The following is a 15,666-nucleotide window of genomic DNA, read 5'->3' on the forward strand; positions in this document are numbered from 1 at the left end:
CGACGGGGAAAATCCACTTTCCACTCAGTGGCTCTCATGGTTTAATGTCGGCACCTTATGCCAGACCTTGAGATCAAACCCAACGGCACGCCTCCCATCCAGTTCTCAGTGATGCTGAAGAACCGTGCGGGCGCATTGAGTTCACTGGTCCGCCTACTCCGTGGCGACCACATCGAGGTCATCGGCCTGAGCGTGCAGGATTCACGTGACGCCTGCGTAGTCCGCCTGGTGCTCTCGGACCCCGACAATGCGATGCGCATTTTCATGGAAAAAGGGATCCCGCACACCACCTCGGAGATCGCTGTGATCGGGCTGACCGAAACCGGTGGCGGCTTGGCCCGTGCGCTCGATACCCTGCGCGCCGCAGAGACCAATGTCGATTTTGCCTACTCCCTGATGTCGCACCCCGAAGGGAAATCACTGATGGCGCTGCACCTGGAGGACACCCACTTCGGTATGTCAGTGCTGCACAATGCCGGCTTCAAAGTTTACTACGAGGAAGACCTTGTGCGCTAAGGCCGCTGCCTTCAGAGTTGCACCCTCTCGTATTTTCCTTCTTTCTATCCAGCCATGTCCGAATCCCTCTACCAGCAAGCGAACGAGTCTCCGGACAAGACCTTTGAGCAATCGCTACGGCCCCCGGGCTTTGAGGATTTTCAAGGTCAGGAAAAAGTCACCGATCGCCTGATGCTGATGGTTGAGGCCGCGCAGCGTCGGGACGATGTGCTTGAGCATATCCTGCTCTCAGGCCCTCCGGGGCTAGGTAAAACCACCCTGGCGAACATCATTGCCAACGCCACCGGCACCCAACTACACACAACTTCCGGACCACAGATTGAAAAGGCAGGTGACCTCGCCGGCATCCTCACCAACATTCAGAAGGGCGACATTCTCTTCATCGATGAAATTCACCGCCTGCACCCCGCCATTGAGGAATACCTCTATCCCGCGATGGAGGATTATCGACTCGATATCATCATCGACTCCGGGCCATCTGCTCGCACCATTCAGCTGAACCTACCGAAATTCACCCTAGTCGGTGCCACCACCCGCGCCGGTATGTTGACCTCGCCTCTAAGATCTCGCTTTGGCCTGGTGAACCGGCTCGATTACTACACCGCCAAGCAACTGGCCGGTATCATCCTGCGCTCCGCTGGCCTACTCGACGTTTCCATCAAACCTGATGGAGCCGAGGAAATTGCCTCCCGCTCTCGCGGCACTCCAAGGATAGCCAATAACCTCCTACGCTGGGTGCGTGACTACGCACAAGTCCGTGCCGATGGCACCATCACCGGCCCAATTGCCAACGATGCCCTGGCCATGATCGAGATCGATAACGATGGTCTCGATGAAATGGACAAACGCATCCTCGAAGCCGCCATTTACAAGTTCAACGGCGGCCCGGTAGGACTTTCTACGCTTGCAGTTGCCATCGGCGAAGATGCCTCTACCTTGGAGGAAGTACACGAACCCTTCCTCATCATGCAGGGATTCCTCAAGCGCACCCCTCGCGGACGCGTCGCCCTGCCCGCCGCCTACACCAAAATCGGCGCCACACCAAACCCCAACCAGCAAGAACTCCTCTAAAATGTCCAGTGAACTAAACACCATCATCGATCGCTGCCGCTCCGAGGGACTGCGCCGCACCAAGGCGCTTGAGGAACTTCTCGCCACCCTGCTAGAGTCTGAGCGCCCCATGACACTCGCCGAGCTCGCGGAGTCGTCACGACTGGTGAATCAATGTGACAAAGCCACCGTTTTCCGTCTACTGCAGCGCCTTGCAGACAAAGGCATCGTCCGCCGCCTCGGTCTCCACGAGCGCGCTGCTTATTTTGCCCTGCTCGTTCCAGGTCGGCACTGTGATTACTTGATCTGCACCAGCTGCGGCAATATCGAAACCGTCAACGCACCTTGCCCAGTGCGAGACTTGGAAAAAGAGATCCAGTTCACCACCGGATACAAAAACCTCTACCACGAGCTCGAATTCTTCGGAACCTGCCCAGCTTGCGCGGCTTGATTCGGAGAATGGCATTCACAGGATAGGCGCTTGATGTGCCTCACACTTCAAACCGTGTGAGGAAACCCATAACTAGCTATTCCTTAGCTACTTTACGGTGCATCCAGTAACAGTCCTCTTTGCATCTCCTGTACATTTTGCGAGGTGCCCAAATACAATACTTGGAAGCACGTCAAATAAAGGCCTCTAGAAAAAAAACTGGGATGGTCCGATTAACAGACCACCCCCAGTGAAATAGATTCAGTTGTTTACCCCAGCCTGATTACTTGCGACGACGCAAGATCAAAGCAAGACCACCAAGACCGAGCAAAGCCGCAGAGCTAGGCTCAGGAACAAGAGTTAAAGAACTACCCGTTCCACCATCAGAGGTCACCTTGAAAATGGAAGAGAAATTTTCTTCCGTCACTTGAACTCCGCCGACAGACACGAAGTTGGTCGGGGCTGTACCCGGGATCGTGCCATTCGCTTCGGCACCGTAGACCAATTCGTTGATCCAGTCTGTCTCAGTAGCAGTAGTTCCAGCGATAAGGCTCCCTGTCCAATCAGAAGTAATGGTGAAAGAAGCGCCCGTGCCGCTGAGGCGAAGGTCAAAGTTATTGGGAACCACAATCGTCGCTGCATCACTCAAATTAATGCTCGAGTTTGTACTATTCGCAATGACATCACTAGCGGCATTAGCAAAAATCAACATGGAGTTACCCGACAGGTTAAAAGCACCATTGTCTCCATTGGAGTTAAAGTTGGTCGTATTATTGATGACAGCATCACCCGAGAGATTGTAAGTGCTATCAGCACTGGTCCAGTTGTAGGCTCCAGTCATCGTTCCCGTCGTATGGTTGATAGTAGCTCCCTCGAATCCTTGGATGACATTGCTAGTGCCCACACCATTGCCGACGGTATCGGTGATGTTGATAATACCTACGTCGCCAGATCCTGGAAGAACACCAGTCGATGAATCGGCTTGATTCTCCCAGTTGGCCGCCGTTTCCAGATTGCCTCCAGTGTGAAGATAGGTGGCTGCTGACGCTGCTAGACCGCTAGCTGCCAAGCATGACAGGGTGAGTGATGCGGTAGTGATTTTGCGATGATAATTAATTTTCATAGTTATGTGTGTGTGACTTACGCAGGCAATAATCGATAGATCACACCTACTATACAAAATAACACATACAAAATATTCCCCATCAACTGCAAACTTTATCCAATATTAATTCCTTACAAATAGGTTACTTAATAGCCTCCGTGTTTACCCAAAAACTATCCTAGCTCCGGCAGTCTTCATACCCGGCTGAATCCCACAGGATCCGCGCCCTTCCACCAAAAAACCCGCTGCTCCGGAGGGGATTTGAGCTAGCGGGCTGTATGGTGGCCTTGCGGCCTACGACAATTTCCTTGGGGAGGAACGGTTGTCATGAGTTCTACCTGGGGAAGGGAGAGAAAAGCTTGCAACTGTGTTCTCTTGGCATCCTTGGGTTAGTGTGGTGTCCAAGGACTCAACCGACTTGGGGGGCGTCGATTGCAAGAGAGCAGTGTCAGCTTTGGAGGGTGGTCTCGTCCTGGAAGGGGGTTAGCAAGTTCGGCAATGGGGATTGTCTCGCTTGCTGAAACGAAGTTAATGTTATTTTTTATAAATGTAAACGGATTTCTTCTGCTTAAAGTAATAAAAAGTATAATTTAACGTTAGAAACACGATAACCTAACTCAATATCGACCATTTAGACCCACAGATTACCTCTACACCATTACATAAAATACATTTTCTGTAATTTCTGCCGCGAGGCTGTGACCTCTGTAATCACCGCTTAGCTATAATAAAAAACAGCTTTCTCCATTGAAGACGGAGAAAGCTGCTTTTTGGGTAGTTAATCCAGAGTTTCTTGGGAGGAAACGCCTGTCAAAATTGAGGACTGCTCTGGATTAATGAAATAATGTTTCTTGGAGGGAAACGCTGTTTTCTTGGGAGGGGGGTCTTAATGATAAGGAATAGAGAGTGAAAAGCTTGCAACCGTGTTCTCTTGGCATCCTTGGTTTTTGTGTTTCCAAGGACTCAACCGACTTGGAGGGTGTCGATTGCAAGAGAGCATTGTCACTTTCGTGCGTGGTCTTGTCCTGGATTGGAGGGCAGCAAGTCCGGCGATAATATCGTCTCGCTTGCTGAAAACATAATTAGGGTGATTTTCAAGATAGGTAAAGCGTTTTTTACGATTAATTTTGCTGTTTTTTATAATACAGGCCTATTTGTCTGCAATTAACTGCCTTGGAAGCCCATATCTGCGCAATGACCTTCCTGCCCAACACCCGTTTTTACGTTATTTTTTATAATACCATCCAGTCACAGACAATGTCCAACCACCACACCAGATAATGCCTCCAAGCAATACCAGCCTCGCAATTCACTCTATTCAGGAGAGGCAGAGCCAGTTTCACAGTCTCCTGATCTTTGGTGCCAGCTTGTCACCCCTAGCGCCAGCTTGCCAAATGCGCAGCTTTCACAGTCAGTCTCGGCATTTGCACTGGACGGCAAATCGGACGGGTGCTAATCGTAACCCGCTCGCTCTCATTGCTAATGAGACTCAAACTCAACAAATTCCAACAATGACTTTATCTCGCTCACTGACCCGCATGCTGCCTACCTCGTTGGCAGTCGCCGCTGCCATTATTGCCCTGCAACCATCCAATGCCAACGCCCACGGCGCACTGGGTGAGGACGTGAAAAACATGCAGGCGCACGTCGGCGAGTATGAAACCGATCTGCGCAAGACCATCTCCAAGTATGAAACCCTGGTAAACACCTACGCCGAAAAAGGCGGTAAGGCCGTGGACACCGGTGATTTACTGAAGTTCTGGGAAGACGCCAAGATGCACTACCCAGTGGAGCTCAACTTCGTGCAGCACTATGCCAAGATCTGGCAGGGCATTTACGCGATTAAGGAAGGCATCGATGCCGGCAAGCCTGGCAAAGAGGTTCAAGCCTCCATGACCAGCCTGCGTGAAACACTCTGGCAGGGGCTGGGCGCCGTCAAACTCGCCGCCCATCAACAGGCCAATAACCAAGCAGCCGCTCCCAAGGCCGCTGGTGACAAACATGACGCCGCTGCCGATCCAGTAGCCACGCTCGCCATCATCAAGGACAAGCTCGATCGCATCATGGCAAAATCTGCCGAGCGCGACTTCGAGGAAGCCAAGAAAATGGTGCACGCGACCTACCTGAACCTTTTCGAGGGCGTGGAAGGTGGCCTCATTGAGCAAGACGCCAAGCTGGTGGCCGATCTGGAAAAAGACTTCAACGTCACCTTGCCGAAGCTGATCGAAGGTGAGGCCGCACTGGCTGAGATCAAAAAAACCACCGAAGCCATGAAGGCAAAAATTGCCAAGGCCAGCGAACTGATGGCCAAAGCTGCCAAGGAGAAGAAAGATGCCTTTTAATCCCACACGCCGCCATTTCCTACGTTCCGCCATCGGTGCCGCCGGTGGCTGCATGTCCGGGCTGCCGCTGATGGGGCTGGGCCAGGATGCCGCGCAAAAGCTTGCCGGCGTTTCCGTGGAAGATCTTCCGCGCCTGAAGGGGAAGCTGACGCTCTACCTCGGACGTGGCGAAGGCGGACTGTATGAGCGCGTCATCGATGCGGTGAAAAAGCGCAATCCGGATCTCCGACTCAGCATCCGCCGCGGACCCACCGCGGCACTGGCGAACACCATCGTCGCCGAGGCGAAAATGGGCCTGGTCCGCGCCGACGTCTTCTGGGCGGTCGATTCCGGAGCCATCGGACTGGTCGCCGGCACCGGCAAGGCGCGCAAGCTGCCCGATACGATTACCAGCCAAGTCGACGAACGCTTCCGCTACGATAACTGGGTGCCGATTTCGGGTCGCATCCGCACCATCCCCTTCCACACCGGTAAACTCAAAGCTGCCGATGTGCCGAAGACACTTTCGGAAATTGCCGACAGCGATCTCACCATCGGCTGGGCCCCGGCTTACGGAGCTTTTCAATCGTTTGTCTCCGCCATGCGGATCCTGCGCGGTGACGAGGCCACCAAGAAATGGCTGATCGCCACCAAGAAACGTGCCAAATCCTACGCCGGCGAACTCGGTGCCGTCATGGGCGTGGCTCGTGGCGAAGTGGACATCGCCTTTGCCAATCACTACTACACCCTGCGACTGAAAGCAGGCGATCCGGACGCCAAGGTGGACCTCGCATTCACCAACAACGATGCCGGCTGTCTGCTCAATGCCTCCGGCGCCATGACCCTGCGCGGCGGCGAGCTGGCGCAGAATTTCGTCCGCTACCTCCTCAGTCGCGAAGCGCAATCATTCCTCGCCTCGGAAGCCTATGAAATCCCGATGCTGCCGAGCGTCACCATGCCGAAAGGCCTGCCCGACCTCGCTGACATCCATCCGCCGAAGGTCGACCTCGCCCAGCTGGCGGATCTCGCCCCCACCTTGCGACTGATGCGCAGCACCGGGGTCTTGTAAAACTCGGAACTTCTCAAGCTCAAGCAGGCCGGTCACCGCTCGATGCGCTCCCAGTAGCCATTGACGCGGAGGCCGGCCGGCCCTTATAACCGCATGCGATGACCCGCTGGCTAAGCCGCTACCCTTCCTACCTGCTCTCCGCTGTGATTGCGGTGCTGGCGCTAGCTCCTATTGCGGTGCTCTACTACCTGGCTAAGGGAGCGGAGGTTTATTTCAGCGAGGAAACGTGGCGAATTCTCAAAAACACCCTGCTGCTCACAGCCACCACCGTGGTGGGGTCGATCGTGATCGGGGTGCCGCTTGCCTTCCTAACAGCCTACTGCAAGCTACCGCTCCAGCGCCTCTGGGTGATCGCACTGGCCACGCCCTTGGCGATGCCCAGCTACCTCGGCGCCTTCACCTTCTACGCCGCCTTCGGCAAGGGCGGTGAGCTCGAAAAGTTGATTGGTTTGACCTTGCCCAGAATGGAGGGACTGGCGGGTGCCACCGTGGTGATGACGCTTTACAGTTACCCCTTTGTTTTTCTAACAACACGCGCTGCACTGCGAGGACTGGACGGAAATATCGTCAATGCCGCCCGCACTCTCGGGCTCTCGTTGCCGGGCTCCCTCTGGCGAGTGGTGCTGCCACGGGTGCGCAATGGCATCGCCGCCGGCTCTTTGCTGGTGGCGCTCTACACGCTCTCGGATTTCGGCACACCGGCGATCATGCAGCTGGACACCTTCACGCGTGCCATCTTTGTGGAATACAATGCCTTCGGCCTCGACCGCGCCGCCCTGTTCTCGCTGCAGTTGATTTTCCTCGTGGTGGTGGTGCTGGTGGCCGAGTTTTGCTTTCGCAGCGTGCGGGAAAATAGCGGCCATTGTTTGTCGCTACAGCCGAGCCGTGCGGGTGTCGCATTTTCCCTGATACCAGTGGCCGGCATTGTCGCTTTGGCTATCGGGTTACCGCTACTGATCTTCGGTATCTGGCTGAAGCGCGAGGGGGCGGGAGACTTTGATCAAATCATCGCCTGGAACTCACTCAAGGTCTCGCTGATCGCTGCGGGCGTGGCGGTGATCGTGGCTCTGCCGGTGGCTTATGCGGCAACGATTGGAAAGGTCGGTCGTTTCCTCGAACGCATCGTCTACCTCGGCTACGGCGTGCCTGGAATCGTCATGGGCACCGCCCTGGTTTACCTCGGACTGCGCGCCGAGGCTGAGATTTACAAAGCGTCTGAGGAGAACCCAGAGGTGACTCAGTTTCTGGAGAAATGGGGGCTGGAGGAGCCGTTTTTGTATCAGACGTTGGCTTTGTTAGTGATCGCCTACGTGCTGCGTTTTCTGCCGCTGGCGGTGGGCACGATTCGGGCGACTTTGGAAAAAATCGATGGCAACATGGTGCACGCCGCGCGCACCTTGGGGGCCGGTCGCAGTGAGGTCTTCCTACGGGTAACCATGCCGCTGGCCATGCGGGGAATCGTCGCCGGAGCCGCCTTGGTTTTCCTCGAAACCATGCGCGAGCTGCCCGCCACCCTGCTGCTGCGCCCGAATGAATACGAAACCTTGACCACGGAAATCTGGCTGGTCTACGAGGCTGGCTACTTCGGCCGCGCCGCCATCCCCGGGCTGTTACTGGTCTTGTTTTCCGCCATCGGTCTGGCCATCATGCTCGCCGGTGAGCGGAGGGCTGAGAAACTTCTGCTCCACCAGGAAGAATCATGAAGCTAGAAATCGACAAGCTATGCGCCGGCTACGGCAAGGCCACGGTGGTGGAGAACTTGAACCTCAAGCTTGAGGGCAACGAGATCTTGATGCTAGTGGGGCCGACCGGTTGTGGCAAATCGACGATTCTACGCACCCTCGCCGGCATCCTCCCTGTGACCAGCGGCGAGATCAGGATGAACGATCTCCGCATCACTAAGGGAAACCCGGTGCCGCCGGAGAAACGCCATATCGGTATGGTGTTCCAAGATTTCGCCCTTTTCCCCCATCTCAATGTGGAGAAGAACATCGGCTTCCGCCTGCGTGACAAGTCTGAGGTTAAGCACTGGATCGAGGTTCTCGGGCTGGAGTCGCATCGGCGCGCGATGCCGCAGACACTTTCCGGCGGGCAGAAACAACGGGTTGCGCTGGCCCGCGCCCTCGCCCATCAGCCATCGCTGATGCTGCTCGACGAACCTCTTTCCAATCTCGATGCCGCCCTCAAGGACAGCCTACGCTGGACCATCCGCGATGCCCTCAAGGAAGCTGGCGTGCCTGCCGTCTGGGTGACCCACGATCAGGACGAAGCGATGTCCATCGGCGATCGAGTGGGGATCCTCAACCAAGGAAAGCTGGAACAGCTCGATACGCCGGAGAATTGCTTCGAACACCCATCCAGTCGCTTCGTCGCCGAATTTCTCGGTGACGCATCCTTTTTATCCGCCCAACTTCAGGAAAACCGGGCCGACACCCCACTCGGTAGCGTGCCGGTGATTGCGGTCGATTGCCCACCGTCCGGCGATATCCAGCTACTCGTGCGCCCCGACGATTTCACCCTCACCGAAAGCGCCGAGCCCAATGCGCAGCTTATCTGGTCGCGCTTCGAAGGAGGCTCCCGACTTTGCAAGGTGAAGCTGAACGAGGGCGGCGAGGAGGTCAAAGTCCGCGTCAGCCATGAAGTTCAGCCCGCTCCCGGCGAAGCCGTGCGCTTGGATGTGATTGCCAGCCATCCCCTGATGGCGTTCAGAAGGGAGGGTGGACATTCTTGTCCGCCGGCAAGCTAAGGGCAGTGCTCTTGGGTTGCGGGCAGGGGTTGCCCATGGACAGGAATGTCCATGCTCCGTTCCGCTCTTTCCTAACGGAAGGTGATCGGCAGTGTTTTGGTCAGGTGAGCCAACAGCTTCTGGTGTGCGTCGTCCACTTCCTTGGCCTTCAGGGTGCGCTCCGGGGAGCGGTAGTGGAAGGTGTAGGCGATGGATTTTTTATCGGCAGGCAGTTTTTCGCCGGTGGGATCGGTGAACAGATCGAAGCAGGCGGAGGAAACTAACAGCATCTCGTTGTGCTTCTTAATCGCTTTCTCGATGTCCGCATTTGGCATGTCCACGGGAGCTTCCATGGCGGCGTCACGACTCGATCCGGGGAACTGGGGAAGTTCATCCGCCTGAGAGGTTCCAGCACCGAGCTGCTGGCACTTTTTCAGCTCCAGCTCAGCGAGGTAGATCGGTGTGTTCGAGCCAAGCTCGCGGCACTTCGCCGGGCTGAGCTGGGCGAAGGCACCGATCGGCTTGCCATCGCACTGAATGTCAGCAGCCAGGATGAAGCCGTCGCGTTTGCGCGGTGTGAATTGGATGTCTTTGTTTGGCAGCAGAGATTCGATCACAGCTTTGAGATCGAAGGCATCGATGCTCTTGCTGTCGGCCGACCAACCGGACGGTGAGGCATCGCCCCCCATCAGCAGTGCCAGCGAATCCGCCTCCAAGTCCTTCGCCTTGCCGCCTCCGGCATTGCGGAACTGGCGACCGATCTCGAAGAAACGCAGCGACTTCACGCCCTGGCGGATGTTACGCGCGGCAGTGGCGACCAGACCAGGAGTCAGAGAAGGACGCATGATCGCGTGGTCTTCGCTCAGTGGCAGGGCGACACGAATGACATCACCATCCATCAGCGGACGGAGTGGCAACGCGGTGTCCATCTGCGGCACGGTGGCCTCGGTGGAGCTTTCGGCGATGAGTTTGATCGTCTGGGTTTCGTAGAACCCGAGAGCGGCGAGCGTCTTACGCTGGGCCATTTGGTAATCGTAGGCGGCATCGACCGCGCTTTCCTGCACGAAGGTGCCGGTGTAGCGTGAGGGAACTTTGTCGAGACCGTGGACGCGGGCGACTTCTTCCACGAGGTCGATGTGGCGCGGCAGGTCGAGACGATAGCTGGGGACTTGCCACTTGTTGTCGGCGACCTTGTCCAGTCCGAGGCGAGTAAGAATATCTTCGGCATCGGCAAGGGAAATAGAACCTCCCATCAGCTGGTCCAGCTTGGCGGCATCGAGCTCCACTTCGCTGGTGAGCACAGGAGCTTCTCCGGCCACAGCGGTGGCGCCTTCAATGCTGCCACCAGCCAGCTCGGTGATCAATTTCGCGACGAACGCGGAGGAGGTCAGCACTGCTTGCGGATCGCTACCACGCTCGAAGCGATAGGAGGAATCCGAGCTGAGTGCCAGTCGGCGTGAGCTGCGACGGATATTCGATGGCGTGAAGTAGGCGCTTTCCAGAATGACGTCGGTGGTGGTTTCGGTAACACCGCTATCGAGCCCACCCATGATGCCACCGAGCGCAAGCGCTTTGCCGGAGGCGTCTGAGATCACCACATCGTCGGCGGCGAGCTTGTAGTCGACTTCGTCGAGAGCTTTGAACGTTTCGCCATCGGCGGCCATGCGGATATCGAGAGCGCCTTTTACTTTCGCGGCATCGAAGGCGTGCAGCGGGTGGCCGAGCTCGTGCAGGGCGTAGTTGGTGATATCGACGACGTTATTGATCGGGCGCAGGCCGATCGCTTCCAGCTTGGTCTTCAACCATTCGGGCGACTCGGTAACCTTCACACCGGAGATTTTCACGGCGGTGTAGTACGGGCAGGAGTCGGTGGCGTTGAGTTGGATCAGACCAGCCGCACCGGTCGTTTCGGGAGTTTCGAGTGCCGGAGATTTGCGATCGATGCCAGCCAGTGCACCGAGCTCGCGGGCCATGCCGGTGTGGGAAAGCAGGTCGGGGCGGTTTGGTGTGACTTCGACTTCGATGATGGTATCGGCATCGAACATGTCTTGCAGCTTCTCACCGATCACGGCGTCCTCCTGCAGGATCATCAGGCCGTCTTCGGCATCGATCAGGCCGATCTCACCGGCGGCGCAGAGCATGCCGAGTGATGGCACGCCGCGAAGCTTGCCCTCCTTGATCACGAAGCCGCCACCGAGGTCGGCACCGGGCAGCGCGCAGGGGACTTTATCGCCCACCTTGTAATTCTTCGCGCCACAGACGATCTGGCGCAGTTCGCCTTCGCCGGCGTCGACCATGCAAACTTTCAGCTTGTCGGCGTCCGGATGCTGCTCGGCGGATTTCACCTGAGCGACCACGATTTTATCCGATGGCACACCTTTGGATTCGATCCCCTCCACTTCCACACCGGCAAAGGTGAGCAGGTCATCAATTTCCTGCAGGGACATGTGGGAGAGATCAAGGTGATCGTTGAGCCAGTTGAGTGAGACGTTCATTTTTTCGGTGGTCGGTGGAAATCAGTGGGCTGTGGTAGGTAGGCGGTCGGCAGTGACTACCGTGCGGCGCGGTGGGTTTGACCACAGAACGGGGGATTTTTACAGTAAAATTATTGAGTTACCCGCGGTGCGAAAGGCAGTCGAGCAGCAAGGATAGAGTGAATGCGAAGCCATGTCCGAAGAGGTCTCATTGCAAAAGGGTCACGTCGGTGAACATCTTGGACATGGTCGATTTCATCATCTTCACGAAATCACGCATGTAGGCGTGCTCGCTGGAGCCCGCTTGGGTGGCGGCATAAAGCTCGCTTTGCAAACCGTTCCGCGTCACTGGGCGCTCGCTGATATATCCGCTGTCGAGGTGCTGTTTCACCGCCCAACGCGGCAGCACCGCGATCCCCCTGCGACTGGCCACCAGCTGTAAAATGGCCACCGTCAGCTCGGTTCGCCGCTGCTGCCGGGGACGCACGCCTGCCGGCTGCAGGACTTTACGATACAGGTCCATGCGGCTTTCCGGAATGGGATAACAGATCACGTTTTCCAGCTCAAAATCACGCGCCGTCAGGTAGTCCTTGGCTAACAGCGGGTGATCATTGGCTAACAAAGCCGGCATTTCAAAGCTGAACAATGGCTGATATTCGGTGCGCTTGCGCCGCGTGTTGCGCGAGACGATCACCATGTCGGCCCGCCCCTCATCCAACAAGCCTCCCGGATCTGCGTGGAAACCTGAAATCAAATCCATCTCCACATCCGGCCACGACTCCCGAAACAAATCCATTGCCGGCATCAGCCAGTCGAAACAGGAGTGGCACTCCACCGCGATGCGCAGCTGCCCTGAGACGCCTTGCTTCAGTTTGGTTAGATCGCGCTCTGCATCCTCGATCAATCGGCGTACATCGTAAGCCAATCCTAACAAGCGCTCGCCCTCCCTGGTCCACTGCAGCGGACTGGTTTTGCGCACGTAAAGCGAGGCCTCGTAGCGCTCTTCCAGCGCCTTGATCTGATGCGATAAAGCACTCTGGCTCAGATTCACACGCTCTGCCGCCCTGGTCAGGCTGCCGGTTTCGGCCAAGGCAATCATCGTCTGCATCTGCCTAAGTTCTAAGTGCTGCATGCCTTCCGCTAACATCACAGAATCATTATTTCAATTCATATTGTCACCCTCATCATTTCATTATTCTAATCATGCAATTTCCCTCACGCTATTTTGGCAATGCAAAAACAACACATTACAACACACGTCATCGGCTACCCGCGACTGGGAGCTGGCCGCGAACTGAAGTGGGCGACGGAAAAATTCTGGCGTCAGGAAATCTCAGCCTCAGCGCTGCAAGAGGTCGGCCGGAAGTTGCGCCGACGTCACTGGCAGGAGCAGCAGGACGCCGGACTGGATTTTGTCACGGTGAACGATTTCAGCTTCTACGACACCACCCTCGATACCGCCTTGATGTTCGGCATCGTGCCGAAGAGATTTGGCGCATCCGATGCCGACCGGGGACTGAGCGACTACTTCAGCTTCGCCCGTGGCGCCGAGGGCCGTGAGCCACTGGCGATGACCAAGTGGTTCGACACCAATTACCACTACCTCGTTCCGGAAATCGACGACGACCTGAAATTCACCCTCCATCCAGAGAAAATCCTGGGGGAACTCGAGGAGGCGATCTCGGCTGGCTACCGCGCCAAGCCAACTTTGTTAGGGCCTGTTAGTCTGCTGTCACTCAGTCGCGCCAGCGACCCCAAGCATGGCGATCCGCTGCAACATTTAGAGCAGCTACTCCCCCTCTACGGAGAACTTCTGGAACAACTCTCCGCCGCCGGGGCCGAATGGATTCAGCTCGAAGAGCCGGTCCTCGCCGACGACCTCAGCGCGGCCCAGCACGCAGCGATTGTCCGCACCTACATGAAGCTCGGGCAGCACAAAGGTGGCAGCCGACTGCTGCTGGCTAGCTACTACGGCAGCGTCCGGGGCAAGCTGAATACGCTGTTCACCCTACCAATCGATGGCGTCCATCTCGATATCACCGAGCAGCCCGAGGACGCGGTGACGGCAGCGCGTTACCTCCCGGATGACAAAATCCTCTCGCTGGGGCTGGTGCAAGGCAGAGAAATCTGGGCCGCGAAACTGGCAGAGCTGCGCGAGATCGGCGAGGAAGTGTTAGAACACATCGATGCAGAGCGTCTCTGGCTCGCATCGTCCTGTTCTCTGCAACACATGCCTCACACCCTGGAACATGAAAGCGAGCTCCCCTCTCCGCTGCGCCCTTGGCTCGCCTTCGCCAAGGAAAAGCTCGTGGAACTGCGCCACCTCTCCCAGGCCTTGGCCGGTTCCGCCGATGAGGCTGTGTTTGCTGCCAATGAGGAAATCCACCGCCGTCGCGCACTCACCCCGGGGGTCGAGGTCGGCAGTTTACGCGAAAGCTACCAGGCTCTGGACCGTGACGAACACAAAAGGCGGCTGCCATTTCCCCAACGCATCCCACGGCAACAGCAGCTGCTCCAGCTCCCCGAGTTCCCCACCACCACCATCGGATCCTTTCCGCAAACCCAAGAAGTCCGAAGCCAGCGAGCTGCCTTCCGGCGCCGCAAGCTCACCGCCGAGCAGTATCGTGTATTTGTCAAAGACCAGATCCGCAACTGCATCCGCAAACAGGAAGACATCGGCCTGGACGTGCTGGTGCACGGTGAGTTCGAGCGCAACGACATGGTCGAATACTTTGCCGAAGGACTGAAAGGGGTCGCCAGTTCACAGTTCGGATGGGTGCAAAGTTACGGCACCCGCTGTGTCAAACCTCCGATCATCTGGGGCGACATCGAACGCCCCAAGGCGATCACCGTGCCGTGGATTTCCTATGCTCAGAGCCTTACCAATCGACCCGTCAAAGGCATGCTCACCGGCCCCATCACCATTCTGCAATGGAGTTTTGTGCGTGATGATTTGCCGCGGGAACAAGTCGCCAAACAAATCGCCTGCGCCATCCGCGCAGAAGTGCTCGATCTCGAACGTGCCGGAACCGCCATCATTCAGGTGGACGAACCGGCGCTGCGCGAAGGGCTGCCACTGCGCCAAAATGAACAAGCCGCCTACCTCTCCTGGGCCGCAGACGCGTTTAAAATCTCCACCTCCGCAGTGGCGCCGGAAACGCAGATTCACACGCATATGTGTTACTCCGAGTTCGAGGATATTTTCCAGACCATCATCGATCTGGATGCCGATGTCATCTCCATCGAAACCACGCGCAATCGGCTCAAGCTGCTAGAGACTTTCCGAAACCACGGCTACCCGAACCAGATCGGCCCAGGCATCTGGGACATCCACTCCCCCTGGGTGCCAAGTGTGGAAAGCATGACCTCCCTGCTGACCAAAGCAACGGGCATCATCCCACGGGAAAACCTCTGGGTAAATCCGGACTGCGGACTAAAAACCCGCCAATGGAAAGAGAGTGAGGCATCACTGCGAAACCTCGTCGTCGCCGCCGAACAACTCCGTGCTTGCACGACATTGAGCTAAGCACGGAAACCCACCTCCTCCCCGTATCGGTCGGTTACCGATGCGGGGATCGGGTGGATTCCATAGCACACACCGGTTATTTTTTCACCTAATTACAGCCCCCCCTCACAAGCATACTAACAGAACACAATGATATAACTCAGCTATCTGCGGAAAGGAAGGAGGGGCCTTGCCTCGCAGATATTTTTTCGCGCCAACATATCGGCTTTGCAACATCATTGATGAACCTCTAGCGCTGCTGCCATTTCCACTCTGATGTCAAAATGAACGAGGATTTCCTTTTGTCATTTCTAGATTCGAGTTAATGATACCCTCGTCCCAGCCGTAGTATGGCCGCAGACAATAAATCGCATCTTTTGAGTAAATCGAATGCGGTGCCCTGAACAGGCAACCAACCTAGGAAGATTCAAACCCTACCTTTATATTAAGTTCATCTGCACCCACGACAAT

At 56.5% G+C, this 15,666-nt stretch carries 11 protein-coding genes; 8 read left to right on the forward strand and 3 right to left on the reverse strand.

The window, feature by feature from the left end; genetic code table 11:
• Positions 1-57: 57 nt before the first annotated feature.
• Genes JO972_RS11470 through JO972_RS11480 form a run of 3 tightly spaced genes read left to right on the forward strand, consistent with a single transcriptional unit; the run spans position 58 to position 2,017 of the window.
• The gene (locus JO972_RS11470) at positions 58-516 is read left to right on the forward strand and encodes an acetolactate synthase (protein WP_309490192.1); all 459 of its coding nucleotides are present in this window, start codon (positions 58-60) and stop codon (positions 514-516) included.
• 54 nt (positions 517-570) lie between these two features.
• Positions 571-1,587, forward strand: coding sequence for a Holliday junction branch migration DNA helicase RuvB (gene ruvB / locus JO972_RS11475; protein ID WP_309490193.1), 1,017 nt, complete (start codon positions 571-573; stop codon positions 1,585-1,587).
• A 1-nt stretch (position 1,588) separates the two neighbouring features.
• The gene (locus tag JO972_RS11480; protein ID WP_309490194.1) at positions 1,589-2,017 is read left to right on the forward strand and encodes a Fur family transcriptional regulator; all 429 of its coding nucleotides are present in this window, start codon (positions 1,589-1,591) and stop codon (positions 2,015-2,017) included.
• Positions 2,018-2,279: 262 nt separating this feature from the next.
• Here the strand turns inward: JO972_RS11480 and JO972_RS11485 are convergent, their stop codons facing one another.
• Positions 2,280-3,119, reverse strand: a complete 840-nt coding sequence (locus tag JO972_RS11485; RefSeq protein WP_309490195.1) for a PEP-CTERM sorting domain-containing protein — start codon at positions 3,117-3,119, stop codon at positions 2,280-2,282.
• 1,493 nt (positions 3,120-4,612) lie between these two features.
• Between JO972_RS11485 and JO972_RS11490 the strand changes: the two genes are divergently transcribed.
• The 4 genes from JO972_RS11490 (at position 4,613) to JO972_RS11505 (ending at position 9,237) form a co-directional block, all read left to right on the forward strand.
• Complete coding sequence (locus JO972_RS11490) at positions 4,613-5,443, forward strand: hypothetical protein (protein ID WP_309490196.1); 831 nt, start codon at positions 4,613-4,615, stop codon at positions 5,441-5,443.
• A complete protein-coding gene (locus JO972_RS11495; protein WP_309490197.1) occupies positions 5,433-6,491 on the forward strand; it encodes a substrate-binding domain-containing protein in 1,059 nt (352 codons plus the stop codon). Before JO972_RS11490 ends, JO972_RS11495 begins: the two co-directional genes overlap by 11 nt.
• A gap of 98 nt (positions 6,492-6,589) precedes the next feature.
• Entirely contained in the window at positions 6,590-8,194 is a 1,605-nt protein-coding gene (locus tag JO972_RS11500) for an ABC transporter permease (RefSeq protein WP_309490198.1), read from the forward strand.
• Positions 8,191-9,237 carry an ABC transporter ATP-binding protein gene (locus tag JO972_RS11505; RefSeq protein ID WP_309490199.1) on the forward strand — a complete coding sequence of 349 codons (1,047 nt, stop codon included), beginning with the start codon at positions 8,191-8,193 and terminating at the stop codon, positions 9,235-9,237. The genes JO972_RS11500 and JO972_RS11505 overlap by 4 nt, the downstream gene beginning before the upstream one ends.
• Positions 9,238-9,308: 71 nt before the next feature.
• Here JO972_RS11505 and pheT read toward each other — a convergent pair whose 3' ends face one another.
• Both pheT and JO972_RS11515 read right to left on the reverse strand, forming a co-directional pair.
• The gene (gene pheT / locus JO972_RS11510; protein WP_309490200.1) at positions 9,309-11,711 is read right to left on the reverse strand and encodes a phenylalanine--tRNA ligase subunit beta; all 2,403 of its coding nucleotides are present in this window, start codon (positions 11,709-11,711) and stop codon (positions 9,309-9,311) included.
• 187 nt (positions 11,712-11,898) lie between these two features.
• Positions 11,899-12,822 (reverse strand): LysR family transcriptional regulator, encoded by a 924-nt coding sequence (locus JO972_RS11515; protein ID WP_309490201.1) that lies wholly within the window; start codon positions 12,820-12,822, stop codon positions 11,899-11,901.
• 99 nt (positions 12,823-12,921) lie between these two features.
• Here JO972_RS11515 and metE point away from each other — a divergent pair, with 99 nt between their 5' ends.
• On the forward strand, positions 12,922-15,216 hold the full coding sequence (gene metE / locus JO972_RS11520) for a 5-methyltetrahydropteroyltriglutamate--homocysteine S-methyltransferase (protein ID WP_309490202.1): 2,295 nt from the start codon (positions 12,922-12,924) through the stop codon (positions 15,214-15,216).
• Positions 15,217-15,666: the final 450 nt, after the last annotated feature.

Origin of the sequence: Oceaniferula flava (assembly GCF_016811075.1) — a bacterium.
GTDB lineage: Bacteria > Verrucomicrobiota > Verrucomicrobiia > Verrucomicrobiales > Akkermansiaceae > Oceaniferula > Oceaniferula flava.

Coding starts and splice junctions, on each gene's coding strand:
- JO972_RS11470 (WP_309490192.1), top strand. CDS start 58: ATGCCAGACCTTGAGATCAAACCCAACGGCACGCCTCCCATCCAGTTC.
- ruvB (WP_309490193.1), top strand. CDS start 571: ATGTCCGAATCCCTCTACCAGCAAGCGAACGAGTCTCCGGACAAGACC.
- JO972_RS11480 (WP_309490194.1), top strand. CDS start 1,589: ATGTCCAGTGAACTAAACACCATCATCGATCGCTGCCGCTCCGAGGGA.
- JO972_RS11485 (WP_309490195.1), bottom strand. CDS start 3,119: ATGAAAATTAATTATCATCGCAAAATCACTACCGCATCACTCACCCTG.
- JO972_RS11490 (WP_309490196.1), top strand. CDS start 4,613: ATGACTTTATCTCGCTCACTGACCCGCATGCTGCCTACCTCGTTGGCA.
- JO972_RS11495 (WP_309490197.1), top strand. CDS start 5,433: ATGCCTTTTAATCCCACACGCCGCCATTTCCTACGTTCCGCCATCGGT.
- JO972_RS11500 (WP_309490198.1), top strand. CDS start 6,590: ATGACCCGCTGGCTAAGCCGCTACCCTTCCTACCTGCTCTCCGCTGTG.
- JO972_RS11505 (WP_309490199.1), top strand. CDS start 8,191: ATGAAGCTAGAAATCGACAAGCTATGCGCCGGCTACGGCAAGGCCACG.
- pheT (WP_309490200.1), bottom strand. CDS start 11,711: ATGAACGTCTCACTCAACTGGCTCAACGATCACCTTGATCTCTCCCAC.
- JO972_RS11515 (WP_309490201.1), bottom strand. CDS start 12,822: ATGCAGCACTTAGAACTTAGGCAGATGCAGACGATGATTGCCTTGGCC.
- metE (WP_309490202.1), top strand. CDS start 12,922: ATGCAAAAACAACACATTACAACACACGTCATCGGCTACCCGCGACTG.